The sequence below is a fragment of the Methylocaldum sp. genome (genome assembly GCF_035627495.1).
In the GTDB taxonomy this organism is placed as follows: domain Bacteria; phylum Pseudomonadota; class Gammaproteobacteria; order Methylococcales; family Methylococcaceae; genus Methylocaldum.
This window is the reverse complement of record NZ_DASPLO010000158.1, coordinates 26,015-41,603: the sequence shown is the minus strand read 5'-3', so window position 1 is coordinate 41,603 and position 15,589 is coordinate 26,015. Positions and strand designations below refer to the sequence as shown.

The 15,589-nt window shown below is 58.6% G+C and carries 11 protein-coding genes; 2 read left to right on the top strand and 9 right to left on the bottom strand.

The window, feature by feature from the left end; all coding sequences use genetic code 11:
- The first annotated feature begins 86 nt into the window (after positions 1-86).
- Both VEB01_RS13385 and VEB01_RS13380 read left to right on the top strand, forming a co-directional pair.
- Positions 87-1,493 carry a tetratricopeptide repeat protein gene (locus VEB01_RS13385; RefSeq protein ID WP_324876226.1) on the top strand — a complete coding sequence of 469 codons (1,407 nt, stop codon included), beginning with the start codon at positions 87-89 and terminating at the stop codon, positions 1,491-1,493.
- Positions 1,447-3,267, top strand: coding sequence for a FecR domain-containing protein (locus tag VEB01_RS13380; RefSeq protein WP_324876224.1), 1,821 nt, complete (start codon positions 1,447-1,449; stop codon positions 3,265-3,267). Before VEB01_RS13385 ends, VEB01_RS13380 begins: the two co-directional genes overlap by 47 nt.
- 156 nt (positions 3,268-3,423) lie before the next feature.
- Here VEB01_RS13380 and VEB01_RS13375 read toward each other — a convergent pair whose 3' ends face one another.
- The 9 genes from VEB01_RS13375 to VEB01_RS13335 form a co-directional block, all read right to left on the bottom strand.
- On the bottom strand, positions 3,424-5,655 hold the full coding sequence (locus VEB01_RS13375; RefSeq protein WP_324876222.1) for a CHASE2 domain-containing protein: 2,232 nt from the start codon (positions 5,653-5,655) through the stop codon (positions 3,424-3,426).
- 67 nt (positions 5,656-5,722) lie between these two features.
- Entirely contained in the window at positions 5,723-8,020 is a 2,298-nt protein-coding gene (locus VEB01_RS13370; protein ID WP_324876220.1) for a GspE/PulE family protein, read from the bottom strand.
- A 180-nt stretch (positions 8,021-8,200) separates the two neighbouring features.
- Positions 8,201-8,842, bottom strand: coding sequence for a hypothetical protein (locus VEB01_RS13365; protein ID WP_324876219.1), 642 nt, complete (start codon positions 8,840-8,842; stop codon positions 8,201-8,203).
- A 299-nt stretch (positions 8,843-9,141) separates the two neighbouring features.
- Positions 9,142-9,342 carry a hypothetical protein gene (locus VEB01_RS13360; protein ID WP_324876217.1) on the bottom strand — a complete coding sequence of 67 codons (201 nt, stop codon included), beginning with the start codon at positions 9,340-9,342 and terminating at the stop codon, positions 9,142-9,144.
- 344 nt (positions 9,343-9,686) lie between these two features.
- Positions 9,687-11,030, bottom strand: coding sequence for a sigma 54-interacting transcriptional regulator (locus VEB01_RS13355; RefSeq protein ID WP_324876215.1), 1,344 nt, complete (start codon positions 11,028-11,030; stop codon positions 9,687-9,689).
- 13 nt (positions 11,031-11,043) lie between these two features.
- A complete protein-coding gene (locus VEB01_RS13350; protein ID WP_324876213.1) occupies positions 11,044-11,409 on the bottom strand; it encodes a response regulator in 366 nt (121 codons plus the stop codon).
- Entirely contained in the window at positions 11,409-13,892 is a 2,484-nt protein-coding gene (locus tag VEB01_RS13345) for a PAS domain S-box protein (protein ID WP_324876212.1), read from the bottom strand. The genes VEB01_RS13350 and VEB01_RS13345 overlap by 1 nt, the downstream gene beginning before the upstream one ends.
- Positions 13,893-14,152: 260 nt before the next feature.
- Positions 14,153-14,734, bottom strand: coding sequence for a superoxide dismutase [Fe] (gene sodB, locus VEB01_RS13340; RefSeq protein ID WP_324876211.1), 582 nt, complete (start codon positions 14,732-14,734; stop codon positions 14,153-14,155).
- Between the two features lie 272 nt (positions 14,735-15,006).
- Positions 15,007-15,468, bottom strand: coding sequence for a YybH family protein (locus VEB01_RS13335; protein ID WP_324876209.1), 462 nt, complete (start codon positions 15,466-15,468; stop codon positions 15,007-15,009).
- Positions 15,469-15,589 lie beyond the last annotated feature (121 nt).

Sequence of the window (15,589 nt, the reverse complement as noted above, 5' to 3'; positions counted from 1 at the left end):
CTACATATCACACGTAGGACTACGTAATTGTCAACGGCCAGTTTGACCCGGCCCGGACATGTTCGTTTCCCCGACGGAATCTGAAAATGAGAAGTGCGTCACGGAATTTGGGGGTTTTCCGTATCGCTTCTATGCTTAAAGCCAAAAAAGTTTTCGCCGGCACCGGCGCCTCATCACCATTACTCACCATGTACAAACAGTTTCTGGGCTTATTTCTGGCCATGCTGATCCCGGCCGCGGCTGCGGATACTTCCGTCGACATCGATGCGCTGCTCGAACAGGGCAAAGGGGCGGAAGCGTTCGAGCTGGCCAAGTGCCGGGCGGTTCAGGAGGAAGGCGATCCCGTTTTCGACTTTCGCTATGCCCTGGCGGCGCTGGCCACGGGACGGGCGGACTTGGCGGTCTTTCCGCTGGAGCGCGTCCTGCTGATGCAGGATTGGAATGACCGCGCGCGGCTGGAATTGGGCCGCGCTTACTTTGCGCTCGGCGAATACCAATCAGCGGCCACTCAGTTTCACGCTGTACAAGACCGCAAGCCGCCGCCCAATGTTGCCGCCCGCATCCAGCAGTTTTTGGATGAAATCGATCGGCGCAGCCAGTTCGAGCAGACCCGCTTCAGCGGCGCTGCGGAGCTTTCGGTCGGCTACGACACCAACATCAACTCATCCACCGACCTTACCAGCGTCGCCATTCCGGCTCTTGGAGTGCTGCTTCTCGGAGATTCGAGCCGTCAGCAAGAGGACGGCTTTTTCGAGGTCGCCGTCAGCGGTCAGGTGCAACATGCGCTAAGTAAAAAGCGAGGCGTGTACTTCCAGGCCGGCGTGCGGGATCACGACAATTTCGATTCCAACGAACTGGATGCGCTCACCGTCGGAGCTGGCGGCGGATATATGTGGCTGCGCGAGCGCGACCGGTTTCGCGTTCCCGTCCAATTCCAGCGGGTGTTTCTGAACGCCGAAGATTTCCGCACCCTGGGCACGGCCGGGTTCGAATGGACCCACTTCTTCGACGGAGCATCCGACAATGCCACGACGTTCGTCGAAACCGGCGTAATCCGCTATGACGGACAGGGTATCCGGGATGTCGATCTGCTGCTGGTGGGCGAAACCCTGACCGGCTTGTGGTGGAAGGACAGTTTGACCACCTCGCTCAGCGCTTACCTCGGAAAGGAGTTCGAAGTCCGCGAAGAAGGAGAGCATTTCGGCCGCGGCTACGCCGGCGTGCGGGGAGAGGTGCAATGGAGGCCGGTTGACGGCCATATTTTCTACAGTTTCGCCGGCTGGCAATTTGCCCGGCATCATGCGGACGATCCGGTATTCGTGGATCGCCGGGAGGAGACCTACGTTCAGGTCCTGCTGGGCTGGGACTGGCTGATTAGCAAGAGCTTCGACATGCGGCTCGAAGTGGAAATGGCGGAAAACAACTCGACGCTGGAACTTTATGAATATGATCGAAATCAGGCACGCTTCGGCGTACGCTATCGCTTCGACTAAGCCCGTACTCTCGCCGGATGTCCGAACGCTGCTCCCAACAATCGTTCTGGCGTTTCTGGCGCTGCTTCAGCCGCGGGATGCCCGATCCGATCCGGCGTCCGGCACGCAACCGGCCGGCAAGGTGATTCTCGTTTCGGGAAGTCTGGAGGCGGTCAAGCCGGGCTCGGCTCCGCGCGCACTGCAGCGCCGCTCCGAATTCTACACGGGCGAAGCCCTGCGTACGGGAACCGGATCGGAAGCCCAGGTCCGCTTTCTGGACGGTGCGCTGGTCGCGTTGGCCGCCGAATCCGAACTGAAAGTGGACGAATTCCGTTTCGAAGAGCAAGGAGCCGGTTCCGATAAGAGCGTCAGCACTCTGGTCAAGGGCGGCCTGCGCGTGATCACCGGCGCCATCGCCCAGAAATCGCCCCCGTCTCATCGCCTCAATACCCCGGTTGCGACGATCGGCGTCCGCGGCACTCACTTTGGCGCCGTCATGGGCAGGGATTTGAGCGTCGCCGTGTGGCACGGGGGCATTGACGTCCGGAACGGCGGCGGCGAGATATCCCTCGGGACCGGCGGCGAATTCAATTTCGCCCGCGTCAACGGCCCCGACGTTGCGCCCGCGGGCCTGCTGGAACCGCCGGCGGCATTCCAGAGCGACCGGGTCGCCAAAGGCCAAAGCCGCGCCGCGCCGGTCGAAGAAGGCGAAACCGAGGCAAAAACAAGCGACGATCAGGATGACGGTGGCGATACCAGCGATACCCAGCCGCTAGCCAGCGAATCGACCGATCCACCTCCGGCCGACCAACCCACCACGGTACTCGTGGCCAATAGCGATTCGAGCCCCGTTCCTCAGCGGACCAATCCGTTATCCTCGGCTGATCCCGCCAACACCACTACCGGTATAGCCGGCTTCACGGGATCGGATCGGCAACTGACCCCGGATCCGGTAACCGAGGCCATAACGCCCGCCATCGCATCCCTAGCCACCTTGCCCCCCGCCCTGGCTAATGACCCGAGGCTTACCGAGGCGGAAAAGCTGGCCATGACACGGATCGGCGCAATCGTATTCGGCGGCATGGGTTTCGACATGTTCCGCGGCGGCTACGCGACTCCGGGTGCCGACGGCAATCCCATATTCGCCGACAACAGTTTCGCCCCCGGCGAACCCGGCTTCGTGACCGAGCCGATCGTCGAAGTCATCCGCCGCGGAGGAGCCGCAATCGTCGGCCTTAATTCCAGCGATAAATACCCGGTGCAATGGGGTGTCTGGGATGGCAATGTCAATCCGATCGAGATTCAGTTCGACCTCAACGATCCGGCCAAGATCGCACAGGAATACCGTCCGGCGTTTTGGATCACCGCGCTCCCCACCCCGATCGAAGCCATCCGGAATCTCACCGGAACGGTGACGTACAACCAAGTCCTGATGGCGCAAGGGGGCGGCAGCGGCGGCATGGTGAACCCGGCCAACTTCCTGTTCAGCATGGACGTGAACTTCGGCAGCGGCGAAGTCACCAACGGGCGCATGCAAATCTACAACGCCGACGCCTGGGATGTGCGTTTTGCCGGAAAAATCATCGGCCCGGTCATCGACATCGACAAGTCCCCCGCGACCGCATCCGTCAGCACCGTCAACGGTGTACCGGGAGTGAATGCGGACATCGGCACCATATTGGTAGGCGATCGGGCGCAGGCGGCGGGCGGCTTGTTCGACCTCGAGCAGAGCGGAAATCCGGCTCGGCACGTGGAGGGCGTTTTCCTGGTGCAATGTCCCGGAGGAAATTGCTGAGAAGCTGTTGAAAAACTGCTGCGCCCGTCCATGACGGCGTTGCTCAAGGCCTCAAAATCCTCATGTACTCTGTGTACACTTCGGTTTTTTAGCCTTTCGCGCCTTGTCCTGAACGGGCTCGCGACGTTTTCAAACAGATTCTGAGAAGCGTTCCGGTTATTTTTGGCGGCGTTCGTACACGCCGTCCCAGTCTTCCGGAAGCGATACGACGCGAAGCGACGCCACTCGCGCCAGGTACATGGCATAGAGATCGGGATAGGCCGAGCGGCGCTGGAGGTCTTCGAAGAGCCGCGCGGCATCGTCCCATTCCCGACGGAGGTAATGGGCGAATGCGCGTTCGTGGCGTTCCAGTTCTTCCAGTATCGCCGCATCGGCCCGTTCCTTCCGGCAGACCGGCTGGAAAACTTCCACGGCCGTCCGCTTGCCCTTTACCCGAACCCAATCCAGCCGGCGATAAAGAAATCCGTCCGCCGACTCGCGGGTTTTTGGGCCCACCACGAGCGATACGCCGTAAAATTTGGTCAGCCCTTCAAGGCGCGACGCCAGATTGACCGAGTCCCCGAGCACCGTATAGGCGCGGCGGAAAGCCGACCCCATATCGCCCACGCTCATCAAACCGGTGTTGAGACCGATGCCGATATTGACCTCGGGCAGCCCCAGCGCCCGGAATTCGGGTTTCAAGCGCTCCACCGCCGCCAGCATCGCGAAGGCGGCTTCCACGGCATGGACGGCGTGGCGGGAGTCCTCCACCGGCGCTCCCCAGAACGCCATCACCATGTCGCCCACATATTTGTCGATCGTGCCGCGGTGGCGAAAGATGATTTCGGTCATCGGGGTAAGAAACCGGTTCAGCAAATCCTTCAAGCCGGCCGCCGTAAGGCTTTCGGAGATGGTGGTGAAATTCCTCACGTCGGCGAACAGCACGGTCAATTCGCGGGTCTCGCCGTCGTTGCTGTAGTTTTCCGGATTGCGGTTCATCCGCTCCACCAACTCCGGCGGCACATACTGCCCGAACATGGATTTGAGCCGATCGCGGGCGCGGCTCTCGGCAAGATAGCCGGAGAGAAGGTTCACGATACCCAGGGACACAATCTCGAGGCTAGGCATGGCGAGTCCCAGAGCCAAGCCGTGCCGATGCCAAGCCCAGAGGTTCGCGGAACCGGCGAGCATCAAGGCGACCAGCGTCGCGACGACCACCCCCAAGGCGCTGAGCACCGGCAAAGTCGCCGAAAGAATCAGCCCCGCCAGCGCCAGCACCAGGAAATTCACGCCGTCCATCCAAACCGGTTCCTGCAGGAAACGGTTTTTTACGATCCCCGCGATCACATTGGCGTGGACTTCGACGCCGGGCAAGGTCTGGCTGACCGGAGTCGCTTTGAGATCGGCGAGCCCCGCCGCGCTGGTGCCGATCAGGACCACCCGGTTTCGCAATAGCTCCGGTGAGGCCTCGCCGCTCAGCACCGAGGCGGCTGAAACATAGGGAAAGCTCGCGTAGCCGCCGAAATAGGGCACCAAGAGATTTCCCGCGGCATCGAGGGGTATCCGCGCCGATCCCAGCACCAGGGCATCGGGCAGGGTCCGCCCGCCCACCTGCTGCGTCGCGACGCCCACTTCGCTCTCGTCCAGCAAGAGCAAGAGTCTCGCCGCCTGCACCGCCAAAGACGGGTACAGGCGGTCGCCGTGACGCAGCAGCAACGGCGTCCGTCGGATGACCCCGTCGGAATCGGGCTGCGTCGTGAGAAACCCGCCTGGTACGCCTGCCTCCTGGATTTCGGGGATATTGCCGGTGAATCGCGGCATCTCGGGAAAAGCGGCCGCATTCTCCGGCGCTACCGTAGTCAATGGCGCCGGCAAGCGCCCGACCGAGGGCAAGTCGCGATGATGCAGAATGGTGCCGACCACGACATCCCGCTGCCGGAGACGATCCGCCAGCAGCCGGTCGCCGTCCGTAGCGGAAATCAGCGGCCGCAATTTCTCGACGGTTCGAGCCTGTCGCGGGTCCGCCTCGATGACGCGATCCAGCGCGGCTTTCAGCGAATTCCCCTCCGGTTCGGCGAACACCATATCGAAAGCGACCACCGCCACGCCGGACTCGAACAGCCTGTCCACCAGTTGGGCCAGGGTAGCCCGGGGCCACGGCCAGCGCCCCACGCGCTGCAGGCTGGTGTCGTCGATGTCGACGATGGAAACGGGCACGTCGTCGGCGGCTCGATCGGTCAAGGCAGCGACGAGGCGGAGATCATAGGCGACCAGTTCCAGGCGTTGCCGCAACTCGGCAACCAGTCCGAGACGGCTGTACTGCAACCAAAGAAAGATCACCGTTACGGCGATCCCGTAAAGGAATGCGATCAAGTACCGGCGGCGGAATCGCTTAAGAAACCCGAACACGCTTAACCGCGTCCCGCCGCATTAATCCGAACGGAACAATTTGCGTTTATCGGGGCTCCAAGCGACCTCATCCCCCGGTAACGCGCATCAATTGGGTCAGGTCGCTTTGCCCTTTCAATATCTTGAGCACGCCGTCCTGAGTCAGGGTCTTCATGCCTTCTGTCATGGCCAACTCCCGAATTTCGGTGACGGTCGCTTTGCGGGAGACCAGGGCCCGCATGGTCGGCGTCGCGGCCAGCAATTCGTGGATACCGGTGCGGCCGCGATAGCCGGTATTCGCGCAGCGTTCGCACCCCACGGCCCGATAAAGAGTGACACCGCCCGCCCCCAACCCGGCGGTGTCGAACGCTTCTTCACCGTATAGATGGCGGAGTTGCGCGATCTCGCGGGTTTCGGCTTGATAAGACTCCTTGCAGTCCGGGCACAGGGTCCGCATCAAGCGCTGCGCGAGCACGCCGAGCAGCGCGTCGGCGAAGTTGAGCGGATCGAGCCCCAGATCGAGCAACCGGGTGACGGTTTCCGGCGCCGAATTGGTGTGCAGCGTGGAGAGCACCAAATGTCCGGTCAGGGATGCCTCGACCCCGATGTGGGAGGTCTCCCGGTCGCGCATCTCGCCGATCAGGATGATGTCCGGGTCGGCGCGCAGAAACGCCCGCATCGCCGCCGCGAAATCGAAGCCGATCTTGGGCTGGACCTGCACTTGCTGAAGCCCCGGCTGGGTGATTTCCACCGGGTCCTCGGCGGTCCAGATCTTGCGGTCCGGCGTGTTGAGATGGCCCAGCACGGCGTGCAGGGTCGTGGTCTTCCCCGAACCGGTGGGGCCCACCACGAGAAAGATGCCGTGAGGATGGGACACGAGCTGCTTGATGTTTTCGAGGTTCTCAGGGTTCAGATTGAGCTTCTCCATCGGCAGCGCCCCGGCCGCCGCCAGGACGCGCATGACCGCGCCCTCGCCGTTGACGGTCGGAATCGTGGCGACGCGCAGTTCGATGTTCCGGCCGCCGAAGCGCAGCTTGCACTTGCCGTCCTGGGGCTTGCGCCGCTCGGAAATATCGAGGCGGGACATGATCTTGATGCGCGATATGACCGCCGCGGCGTGGCTGGCCGGAATTTGCAGGATCTCCCGGCAAAGCCCGTCGATGCGCATCCGAACTTGGGTCGGCATGCGATCCTTGCCCGGCTCGATATGAATATCGGACGCCCCCATGGTCACCGCGTCGGCGATGATTCGATTGACCAGTTGGATGATGGGCGCTGCGTTTTCATCCAGCGTCGCGTCCCGCTCGACCGCTTCGCCGGGATCGGGCTCGGTTTCGGCGTTGAGCTGGCCCACCAGCGTGTTGATATCGGCGGAAAAACCGGCATCCGCTTCGCCCAGGAACCGCAGGATGTCGTCGGGCAAGCTGACGCGCAATACGATGTGCTCGCACTTGAGCGCCCGCTGAACCTCGAGAATCCGGCGGCGGTCGGTCGGGTCGTCTATCGCGACGACGGCGCGGTTGCCGGCCACTTCGAGCGGCACGCAACGCTCGCGCTTTAGATAAGCCTTGTTGAGGCGGGTAAACAATGTCTCCGGAGGGCGAACTACCGGGTCGTAAGGCTGATAGCGGATTTGATAGAACGCCTCGAGGGAACGGCCGATTTCCTCGGGCGTGGCATGTCCCTGCTCGATCAGCAACCGGCTCGGATGAATTTTCCGTTCGGCGGCGCTCGCCAAGATCTGATCCAGACGCTCCTGAGTGATCTTTTTGTTCTGAATCAGATAGGCATAGGGAGAATCGGTCGCTTTCAAGTCCGAACGGAATTTGGCGGCGATGATCCTGGCTATCCAGTCGCCGATTTGTAACTCGCGGTCGGAAAAAGCGCTGCCATCCGAGCAATTGATCAGTTGCATGACGCCCAGCATGACGCCGTCGTTTTCCTTGATCGGGAGCGCCATGACGGACCGAGTCCTGAAGCCGCTTTGCTGATCAAAGGTGCGATCGAAGCGCAGTTGGGAGCTGACCGCGCGAAGCGCCCCATCGTCGTAAACGTCGCTGATGAGAATGGGCTGCTGAATAAGCGCACAGTAACCGGCGATCGAACTGACGCACAGCGGCACCCTGATCTCGCGCACATCCGTGCCGGTCTTGAAGCGGGACACGATTTCGTCCTCGTCCTTGCTTCTCTGATAAATGGTCATGCGCTCGGCCTGCAGCAGCAACAGGATCTCCCGTTCGATTTTCGGATAGATCTCCGCGAGACTGGCCGCCTCCTGAACGAATTGGGCCATAGCCTTCAGCCGGATGCGCAGCGCACCTTCATCGATTTCTTTCAGACGGAACGATGAGCTGTTGATCGCACTTTCCAGATTCTGCTTTGCCATGAGCTGACCTTATTGAAAATCCTAACAGACACCCCGTTCGAAACTCCTATGTTGAGCGGATTCGGACGAGGCAACGGTTAAGTGTAGACGTTTGTCCCCTTCCCTCCGGACCTGTAATTGAAAAGGCTTGAAGAAAAAAGGCCGGCAAAGCCGGCCCTTAAGAAGCGATCGACCCAAGGTTCATTGCACCGTGCAAATCGCGTGAACCACCAAGAGGTCCCCCGGAACGATAGCGCCGTAGTACACGGTCCAACCGTCCCCCTCCGGAGTGGGCATGCTGGCCACTGCGCTGACCGTGCCGCCTTCGTAGTAGCCACCGCCCGTAACGACCGGGTGAGAGTCCGGGCATTTCAGGACCTCATTGAGGTATAGGCCGGGTACTACGTTAAAGGTCTCTTTCACGATCTTGAAGCCGTTGCCGCCGTCGCGAGCGCAGATCGCGGTACCGTCCGACAGAATCTCCTGGATTGCGTATCCTTCTTCGCAAGCACCGCTGATCCGGTCCTGCTTGGTCTGCTCCAGAGTGGCCAACTGGCTTTGTAACAGGTCAAGCTGAGTATTCAGCGTGTCCAGTTCGGTTTCATGTTCACTGGCCGTTTGGCTCAACAGGACTATCTTGGCGCTCGCGTCGTCAATTTGCGCTTGCAGCGAGGCTTTTACCTGGTCCAGCTGGCTCTGCAAATCGTCCACCTGCCCTTGCAAAGCTTGAAACGGTTTGCCATTGGCTCCGGGATAAAGGTTATCGGTCTGAGCATTGACGGCGGTAGCCAGACATGCGATTGCAACGAGGCTGGAAAGGGCGAAAACGGTTTTCTTGCTCATGGTGCTATCTCCTCAGTGTTTTGGCTTTTGATTGAATCGTTGGGTTTGCCTGGATATGCCGGTTTGCCTATCCGTGACCGACATATTGAACAAACCATGCCAAACGTGAATAGCACTTAATAATCAAATGCTTATCGATCTCGCCGAAGCAAAGAGCCTGGGCTTCCACTGTTGGGACACACCAACAGCCTTACGTTGAAAGCACCTTATGGCACTGATTTATATACAGTTGTTTGCCGTTAGCTTGAACCAACAGTGTTCGATGTCAGGACACGGCCATCGGCCTTTTCAATTCTGATCTATGGATTTTCGGTATGGTCCCGTATGGCGAGCCCGAGCATCACCGCCTGGAGCCGGAATAGCCCAAAGGGGCGCGGCGGATAAGACGCGTGTCCGGTGAACACGCGTCCCGCCGAGCGGGTTCGCCAAGGAAGGCGAACCCCGGCCTTCGCCGCGATGCAGGACAGCATCGCCAAGAAGCCGCGCGGCGACAAAGGCACACGGACGTGCCTTTTGTCGCCCCCGGCTCCAGGCGGTGACGCGCAGGATCAGCGCGCCATCCGGGCGGCCTTTCTTTTGGATACTTTTCTTTGGCCGCGCAAAGTATCTCGCCAGCGGGGCGAGACCCGCTCTCAAACAAGTCGCCGCCAACGGCGGCTTCCTTTTTGTTTACAGCGCCTCACGCGACTCCGCCCGTACAACAGAACTGAAAACGCTATAGCTCTGACTTGGCAGGAAAAAGGACGAGGAATCTTTGACGGGAGGTTCAGCCGGTCAAATCGAAAGACGTTGTAGACAATCGATGCAAAGGGGCAAAACTTGCATAACCGACCGAAAGAAAGCGCTATTCCGCGCTTTCCTTGAACTGCGCCGGCTCCAGATTATGGCGGCGCATCAGCGAGTAGAATTCGCTGCGGTTGCGCTTGGCGATCCGAGCGGCGTGGGTGACGTTGCCTTGAGTGATTCGCAAAAGACGCACGAGGTAATCGCGCTCGAAATGCTTTTTCGCGTCATCCAGCGAAACCATATCGTCGGCCTGGCGTTGGAGTGCGCGCTGGACTAGGGTGATCGGAACAATCTCTGTGGTCGAGAGTGCGACGATTTTTTCGATTGCGTTCTGAAGCTGCCGGATGTTTCCCGGCCAAGGACAAGTCAACAGCAGTTCCAGAGCTTCCGGCGCGAAGCCGTTGACGGTCTTGCCGTATTTTTCCGCGAGCCGAACCAGGAAGTGCCTGGCCAGCAGGGGAATATCGTCCGACCGTTCGCGGAGACCGGGCAGGCAAAGGTTGACCACATTCAGGCGATAGTAGAGATCTTCCCGAAAGCGCCCTTCCGCGATTTCAGTCTCAAGATCGCGATGGGTCGCGGAAACGATGCGCACATCGATGGGGGCGCTCTGCAATGCGCCCACCGGGCGCACTGCCCTTTCCTGTAAAACTCTGAGAAGTTTTACCTGCAAGGGCAAAGGCATGTCCCCGATTTCGTCGAGAAACACGGTGCCTCCGTGCGCCGCTGCGAAAAGACCTTTGTGGTCTCTGGCGGCTCCCGTGAAGGCCCCTTTGACATGGCCGAACAGCTCGGATTCCAGCAGATTTTCCGGAATCGCCCCGCAGTTGATGGCGACGAAAGGCTTGCCGGCACGGGAGCTGGCTTGATGAATCGCCCGCGCCATGAGTTCCTTGCCGGTTCCGGAAGCTCCGGTGATCAGCACGCTGGCATCGTGTTTCGCGATCATGCGCGCTTCCGTTAACACGGCTTCCATTTGGGCGTTTCGGGTGATGATGGCCGTGGCCCAGTCAAACTCCGGCTCGGTGCCGGAGCCGCCGCTTTGCCCCAATGCGCGCCGCACTTCAGCCATCAGCGCCTCGGCTTCGAAGGGCTTGGTCAGGTAGCCGAACACCCCGCGCCGCATCGCCTCAACCGCATGGGATACGGAACCATGGGCGGTGAGAATGATCACCGGCAAAGCCGGATACGATCTTTTCAGGGTGTCGAACAGCATGATTCCGTCCATTCCGCCCATGCTGACATCGGTGATAACCAAATACGGCTGGTGAGTCGCCATTTTCACCAGGGCCTCCTCGCCGCTGGACGCCTCTACGACTTTGTAGCCTTCGAAGTCGAGCCGCATGGCCAGCAGTTTGAGCAGGGACGGATCGTCGTCCACAACGAGGATTTCCTGTTGCATCGTCTTGGCGGGGCTAATGGGGAAGAAAACTGCGGATCAGATCCAGCAATTCGACATGATGGAAAGGCTTGATCATGAAACCGGCTGCGCCTTGCTGAAGACAGTTTTCCTGCTCGGTTTTGGCTGCGCTGGCCGTGAGAAAGACCAGCGGTATGGATGCCGTGGCTGGGTTTTCCTGCAGCCTGCGCAACACGCCATAGCCGTCCAATTCCGGCATGAGCAGGTCGCACAAAATGAGGTCCGGCATAGCCGTCTCGGCGACCTCGACGGCCGTCAAACCATTCTCCGCCTGAAGCACCGAATAGCCCTCCAACTCCAGTAGCTGGACGACCAATTGGCGAATCGACAATTCGTTTTCAACCACCAAGATTGTTTTCATCAAACTCCCCCAACCTCGAACGGAATCCGCACCACGAAACGGGTTCCCCTCCCGACCTCGCTTTCGTAGCCGATCTCTCCCCCGTGCAGGTCCACGCATTTTTTCACGATCGCCAGCCCTAGCCCGGTCCCCTGCACATTCTGGACATTGCGGGCACGATGAAACGTATTGAATAAATTGGATCGATCTTCCGACGGAATGCCGATGCCCCGATCGGCCACCGCAAAATGGATGGCGTCGTTCTCCCGGTGCCAATTCAAGCTCACCGTCGATCCCTTGGGCGAAAATTTCACGCCGTTGCTCAACAGGTTCAGAAGAATCTGGCGGAGCAGATGCGGATCGAGATTTACCGACGAACAATCTCCGCTTGAGGTGTAATCGAAGTGATGTTCCTTTCCTACCCCGGCGCGAACTTCCTTCAGAAGCTCTTGGCAGAACTGGTCCACGTCCAACGGGCACGGGTTGAACTGCAGATGACCGGTGTCCGACTTTCCGATGAACAATACCTCTTCCAGCATATGGGTCATGTTTTTCACGGACGATTTGATCATGCCGATCAGTTCGCCCTTTTTCTCGGTGCTCAACCGTTCCCCATAGGCCTCGAGCAATTCGGCGGAAGACAGGATCGCCGTCAAAGGCGTACGGAATTCATGGGAGGTCATCGACACGAAGCGGGATTTCAACTCGTTGAGTTCTTGTTCCCGCATCAGTGCCTTGCGCACCCCGGCCTCAGCCTGCCGCAAATCCGCCTCGGCCTGGGCACGGTTCGAAGCCTCCAAGGTTAGCGCCACAAGATTGGCCACTCCGAGCGCAAAGCTGATTTCCTCGGAGTCCCAAACCCGAGGTGGCCCGATATGTTCGTAGCAGACCATCGCGACCACCCGCCCGTCCAGCCAAACCGGCACATCGAGCATCGAGGTGATGCCCAAGGGCACCAGGTAATTATCCTTGAACTCCACGGTCGCCGGATCGCTCCGTGCATCGTTGGCAACCACCGGACGGTTGGAGATGATGGCCGAAAAATACTGCGGATACTGCTCCATGGTGAAGCTGGCCAAGTCCGCTTCGGGAACCACGTCGTCTCGATCCGCCCGATAAATCATCTGGCAGCTCAAACTAAGCTGGTTGCCGCAAAATCGAGCGAACACCATGCGGGCAACGTCAAGGGTTTTCGCAGCGGAACGGAGGATGCGGAGTAGGGAGGCGGAAAAGTCGGATTTGTCCGTCCGTGCCAGATCGTACAGAACCGAGCGGAATCGAAGAGCCCGTTCCGCCAGCTCCATAGCTGCCTGAGTAGCCTTTTTCCGTCCGGTGATGTCGCGCAGGAAGGCGCTGAAGATATAACCATCGCCGCAACGCACCGGCCACACCGAAAGTTCGACCGGAAACTCGTCGCCCTGCCGGTTAAGCGCGGAAAGCTCGATGGTCCGATTCAGAATCGTACCCTGCTCCGTCGCCACGAAGCGCTGCATGCCTCGCTCATGGGCACCCCGGTAACGATGGGGGATGATCACTTCGGACAGGCGGCGGCCGATCACGTCGTGGCTCGGCCAACCGAAAATCCGTTCGGCAGAGGCGTTCCATTCCTCGATGAAGCCATGCTGGTCGATGGTGACCACCGCCTCCGCGGAGGTTTCGATCATCATCCGCATCCTCTCGGTGCGTTCGGCGATCCGCTCCTCCAGATCGCGATTTAGTTGATAGAGTTCCTCCTGAACCAGTCTGCTGGCGGTGATGTCGGATGCCACGCCGGTCACCCGATAGATTTCCTGCCTTTCGTTCCGCACCGGAAAAGCCTGCTCCCGAATCCATCGAATGGTTCCGTCGGGCCGGACAATTCGGTACTCCTCGTCGTAGCTCCCGAGGATTTGTCGTGAAAGAGCACTCACGACGCGCTCGCGGTCTTCCGCATGCACCGCTTCGTAGAAGCCTATCGGGTTATTATCGAGGCCAATCCTACTCCGTCCCCAGATTTTCTCGTAAGCCGGGCTTACATAGAGTAGATGAGTCCGCTCCGGGTCCATCATCCAGAAAACATCATTGATGCTTTCCGTAATCTGCCGAAAGCGGAGCTCACTCTCCCGAAGCAAGATTTCCTCGGGGATGCTGTTGTACCCTCCCCGGCCTTCTGCAAAAAGCCACAGGACTTCGCCAGCCTCGTTACGAAAGGGTCTGATCGTCAGATCGACGCTCACCGCCATATTTTGGGCCTGAATGGCGGAAATCAACCGCGCCGTTTCGCCTCCGGCAGCCTTAATCACCGCCTCGCGGAGCTCGTCCTGCCGTTCAGGGTTGTGGCTCCACCAAGGAGTTTGCCAAATCGGAATCCCGATCACAGAACCTCGTCGGGCCCGAATGCTGTCGATGGCTGCCCGATTGACCTCCACTAAGACACCATCCGGTCGGAGCAGGCCCACGAAAACAAACCCGGGCTCGATCAATTCAAGCATCCGGTGGTCATTGAGGGATATGACGTTTTTCATTCCACAGCTAGATTTAATCGTAGACGCGAGCTTATGCGCATTTGCATAAAAATCAATAATTCGTCGACTCGGGAATCGAGCAATTCAAATCTTGATAGACATCGCCCATATTCCGGCTTTTGAGAAAGCCGCCGTTTCGGTATTCCGTCCCGATGAAAACGCAATGCCTGATTATGCGAAAAAAAAGCCGTTAATCGGAAACGATTAACGGCCTCGCAGAATGACTCGGATCGACGAACTGCCGATCCGTTATCGAATGCCTAAGCGCCGAAATTCTTCTCGACGAAATCCCAGTTGACCAGATTCCAGAATGCCTCGACGTATTTCGGGCGAGCGTTGCGGTAGTCGATATAGTAGGCGTGCTCCCAAACGTCGCAGGTAAGCAGCGGCATTTGGCCGGTCGTCAAGGGGCAACCGGCGTTGCTGGTGCTGACGATTGCCAGACCGCCGTCCGCATTCTTCACCAGCCAGGCCCAACCCGAACCAAACGTGCCGACGGCACACTTGTTGAACTCTTCTTTGAACTTGTCGAACGAGCCGAATGCCTTATTGATCGCGTCAGCCAATGCGCCGGCAGGCTCTCCGCCGCCGTTGGGCTTTAGGCTGTTCCAATAAAACGTGTGATTCCAGACTTGAGCCGCGTTATTGAAAATGCCGCCCGAGGATTTTCTGATGATGTCTTCCAGGGGCAGATTCTCGTACTCGGTCCCACCGATCAGGTTGTTGAGGTTGGTGACATACGTCTGATGATGCTTGCCGTAATGATATTCGAGAGTTTCAGCTGAAATGTGCGGCTCCAATGCATTCTTGGCATACGGTAAAGGGGGAAGTTCATGAGTCATCAGATTCTCCTTTTGTCAATTGAGTGAACCAGGGCGCCCAATACTTAACGGGCGATATTCCAACCTAAATAGTAGGGAATATAGTCTAACATTTGAAAGTTACTCTAAAAAGCGTGTGCAACGTGCGCCGGCATATCCGGCCATCTTTTCTTTTGACAAAAAAAAGAGCTTCTTATGAAGCTCTTTTTCGGAATACCTGGCTTACAGGTTGATTTCGGACCATCGCTATTCTTACCTCTTCGCAGGTGGATTGGCCGTTCCTAATCCAGGCTTTAAATCTTGTGGTTGCCGCTCCATTGCTGAACTTGCGCCTTCCAGCTTCCGTCCGCCTGTCGTTTCAATACACTGTAAAGCACCCCGTCGTAGCGATATTTCATCACCTGCAGCGGACCTTGCAGCGTCTTGACGTCGGACAGCTTGGTGGTGGCGACGATGGTGTCATCCTTCTCGCTGCGTGCATCCACGACGTCCATCGCATAAACGCCTTTCTGGATCAGCATTTGCCAAAATGCGCGGATTTCGCCGGTACTCTTCGACACTGCACCATTGGGCTGTACCAGCATCGCGTTATCGGCATACAAAGACAGAATCTCTTCGACTTTGCCTTTGGCGAAAGCCGCATTCCACTTTGCAATACTGGACTCCGCAATTTGTCTAACATTCTCGCCTGCCTGGGACGTACCCGCCCCCATGGCAGCGACTAAAGCGATTATTAACCCTAAGCTACGTTTCATGTGATGGCCCTCCTGAGGCTAAAACGTTTTGCACACAACGATAGACTATAGAAGAACAAATTTGGTTTACAATATCTAATAACCTTTACTAATTGTTTCCGTAAACAAAACTATCAACTCA

Bases quoted from the DNA above. Each gene is read 5' to 3' on its own strand.
- VEB01_RS13385 (WP_324876226.1), top strand. From the start codon at position 87: ATGAGAAGTGCGTCACGGAATTTGGGGGTTTTCCGTATCGCTTCTATG.
- VEB01_RS13380 (WP_324876224.1), top strand. From the start codon at position 1,447: ATGATCGAAATCAGGCACGCTTCGGCGTACGCTATCGCTTCGACTAAG.
- VEB01_RS13370 (WP_324876220.1), bottom strand. From the start codon at position 8,020: ATGGCAAAGCAGAATCTGGAAAGTGCGATCAACAGCTCATCGTTCCGT.
- VEB01_RS13365 (WP_324876219.1), bottom strand. From the start codon at position 8,842: ATGAGCAAGAAAACCGTTTTCGCCCTTTCCAGCCTCGTTGCAATCGCA.
- VEB01_RS13355 (WP_324876215.1), bottom strand. From the start codon at position 11,030: ATGCAACAGGAAATCCTCGTTGTGGACGACGATCCGTCCCTGCTCAAA.
- VEB01_RS13350 (WP_324876213.1), bottom strand. From the start codon at position 11,409: ATGAAAACAATCTTGGTGGTTGAAAACGAATTGTCGATTCGCCAATTG.
- VEB01_RS13345 (WP_324876212.1), bottom strand. From the start codon at position 13,892: ATGAAAAACGTCATATCCCTCAATGACCACCGGATGCTTGAATTGATC.
- sodB (WP_324876211.1), bottom strand. From the start codon at position 14,734: ATGACTCATGAACTTCCCCCTTTACCGTATGCCAAGAATGCATTGGAG.
- VEB01_RS13335 (WP_324876209.1), bottom strand. From the start codon at position 15,468: ATGAAACGTAGCTTAGGGTTAATAATCGCTTTAGTCGCTGCCATGGGG.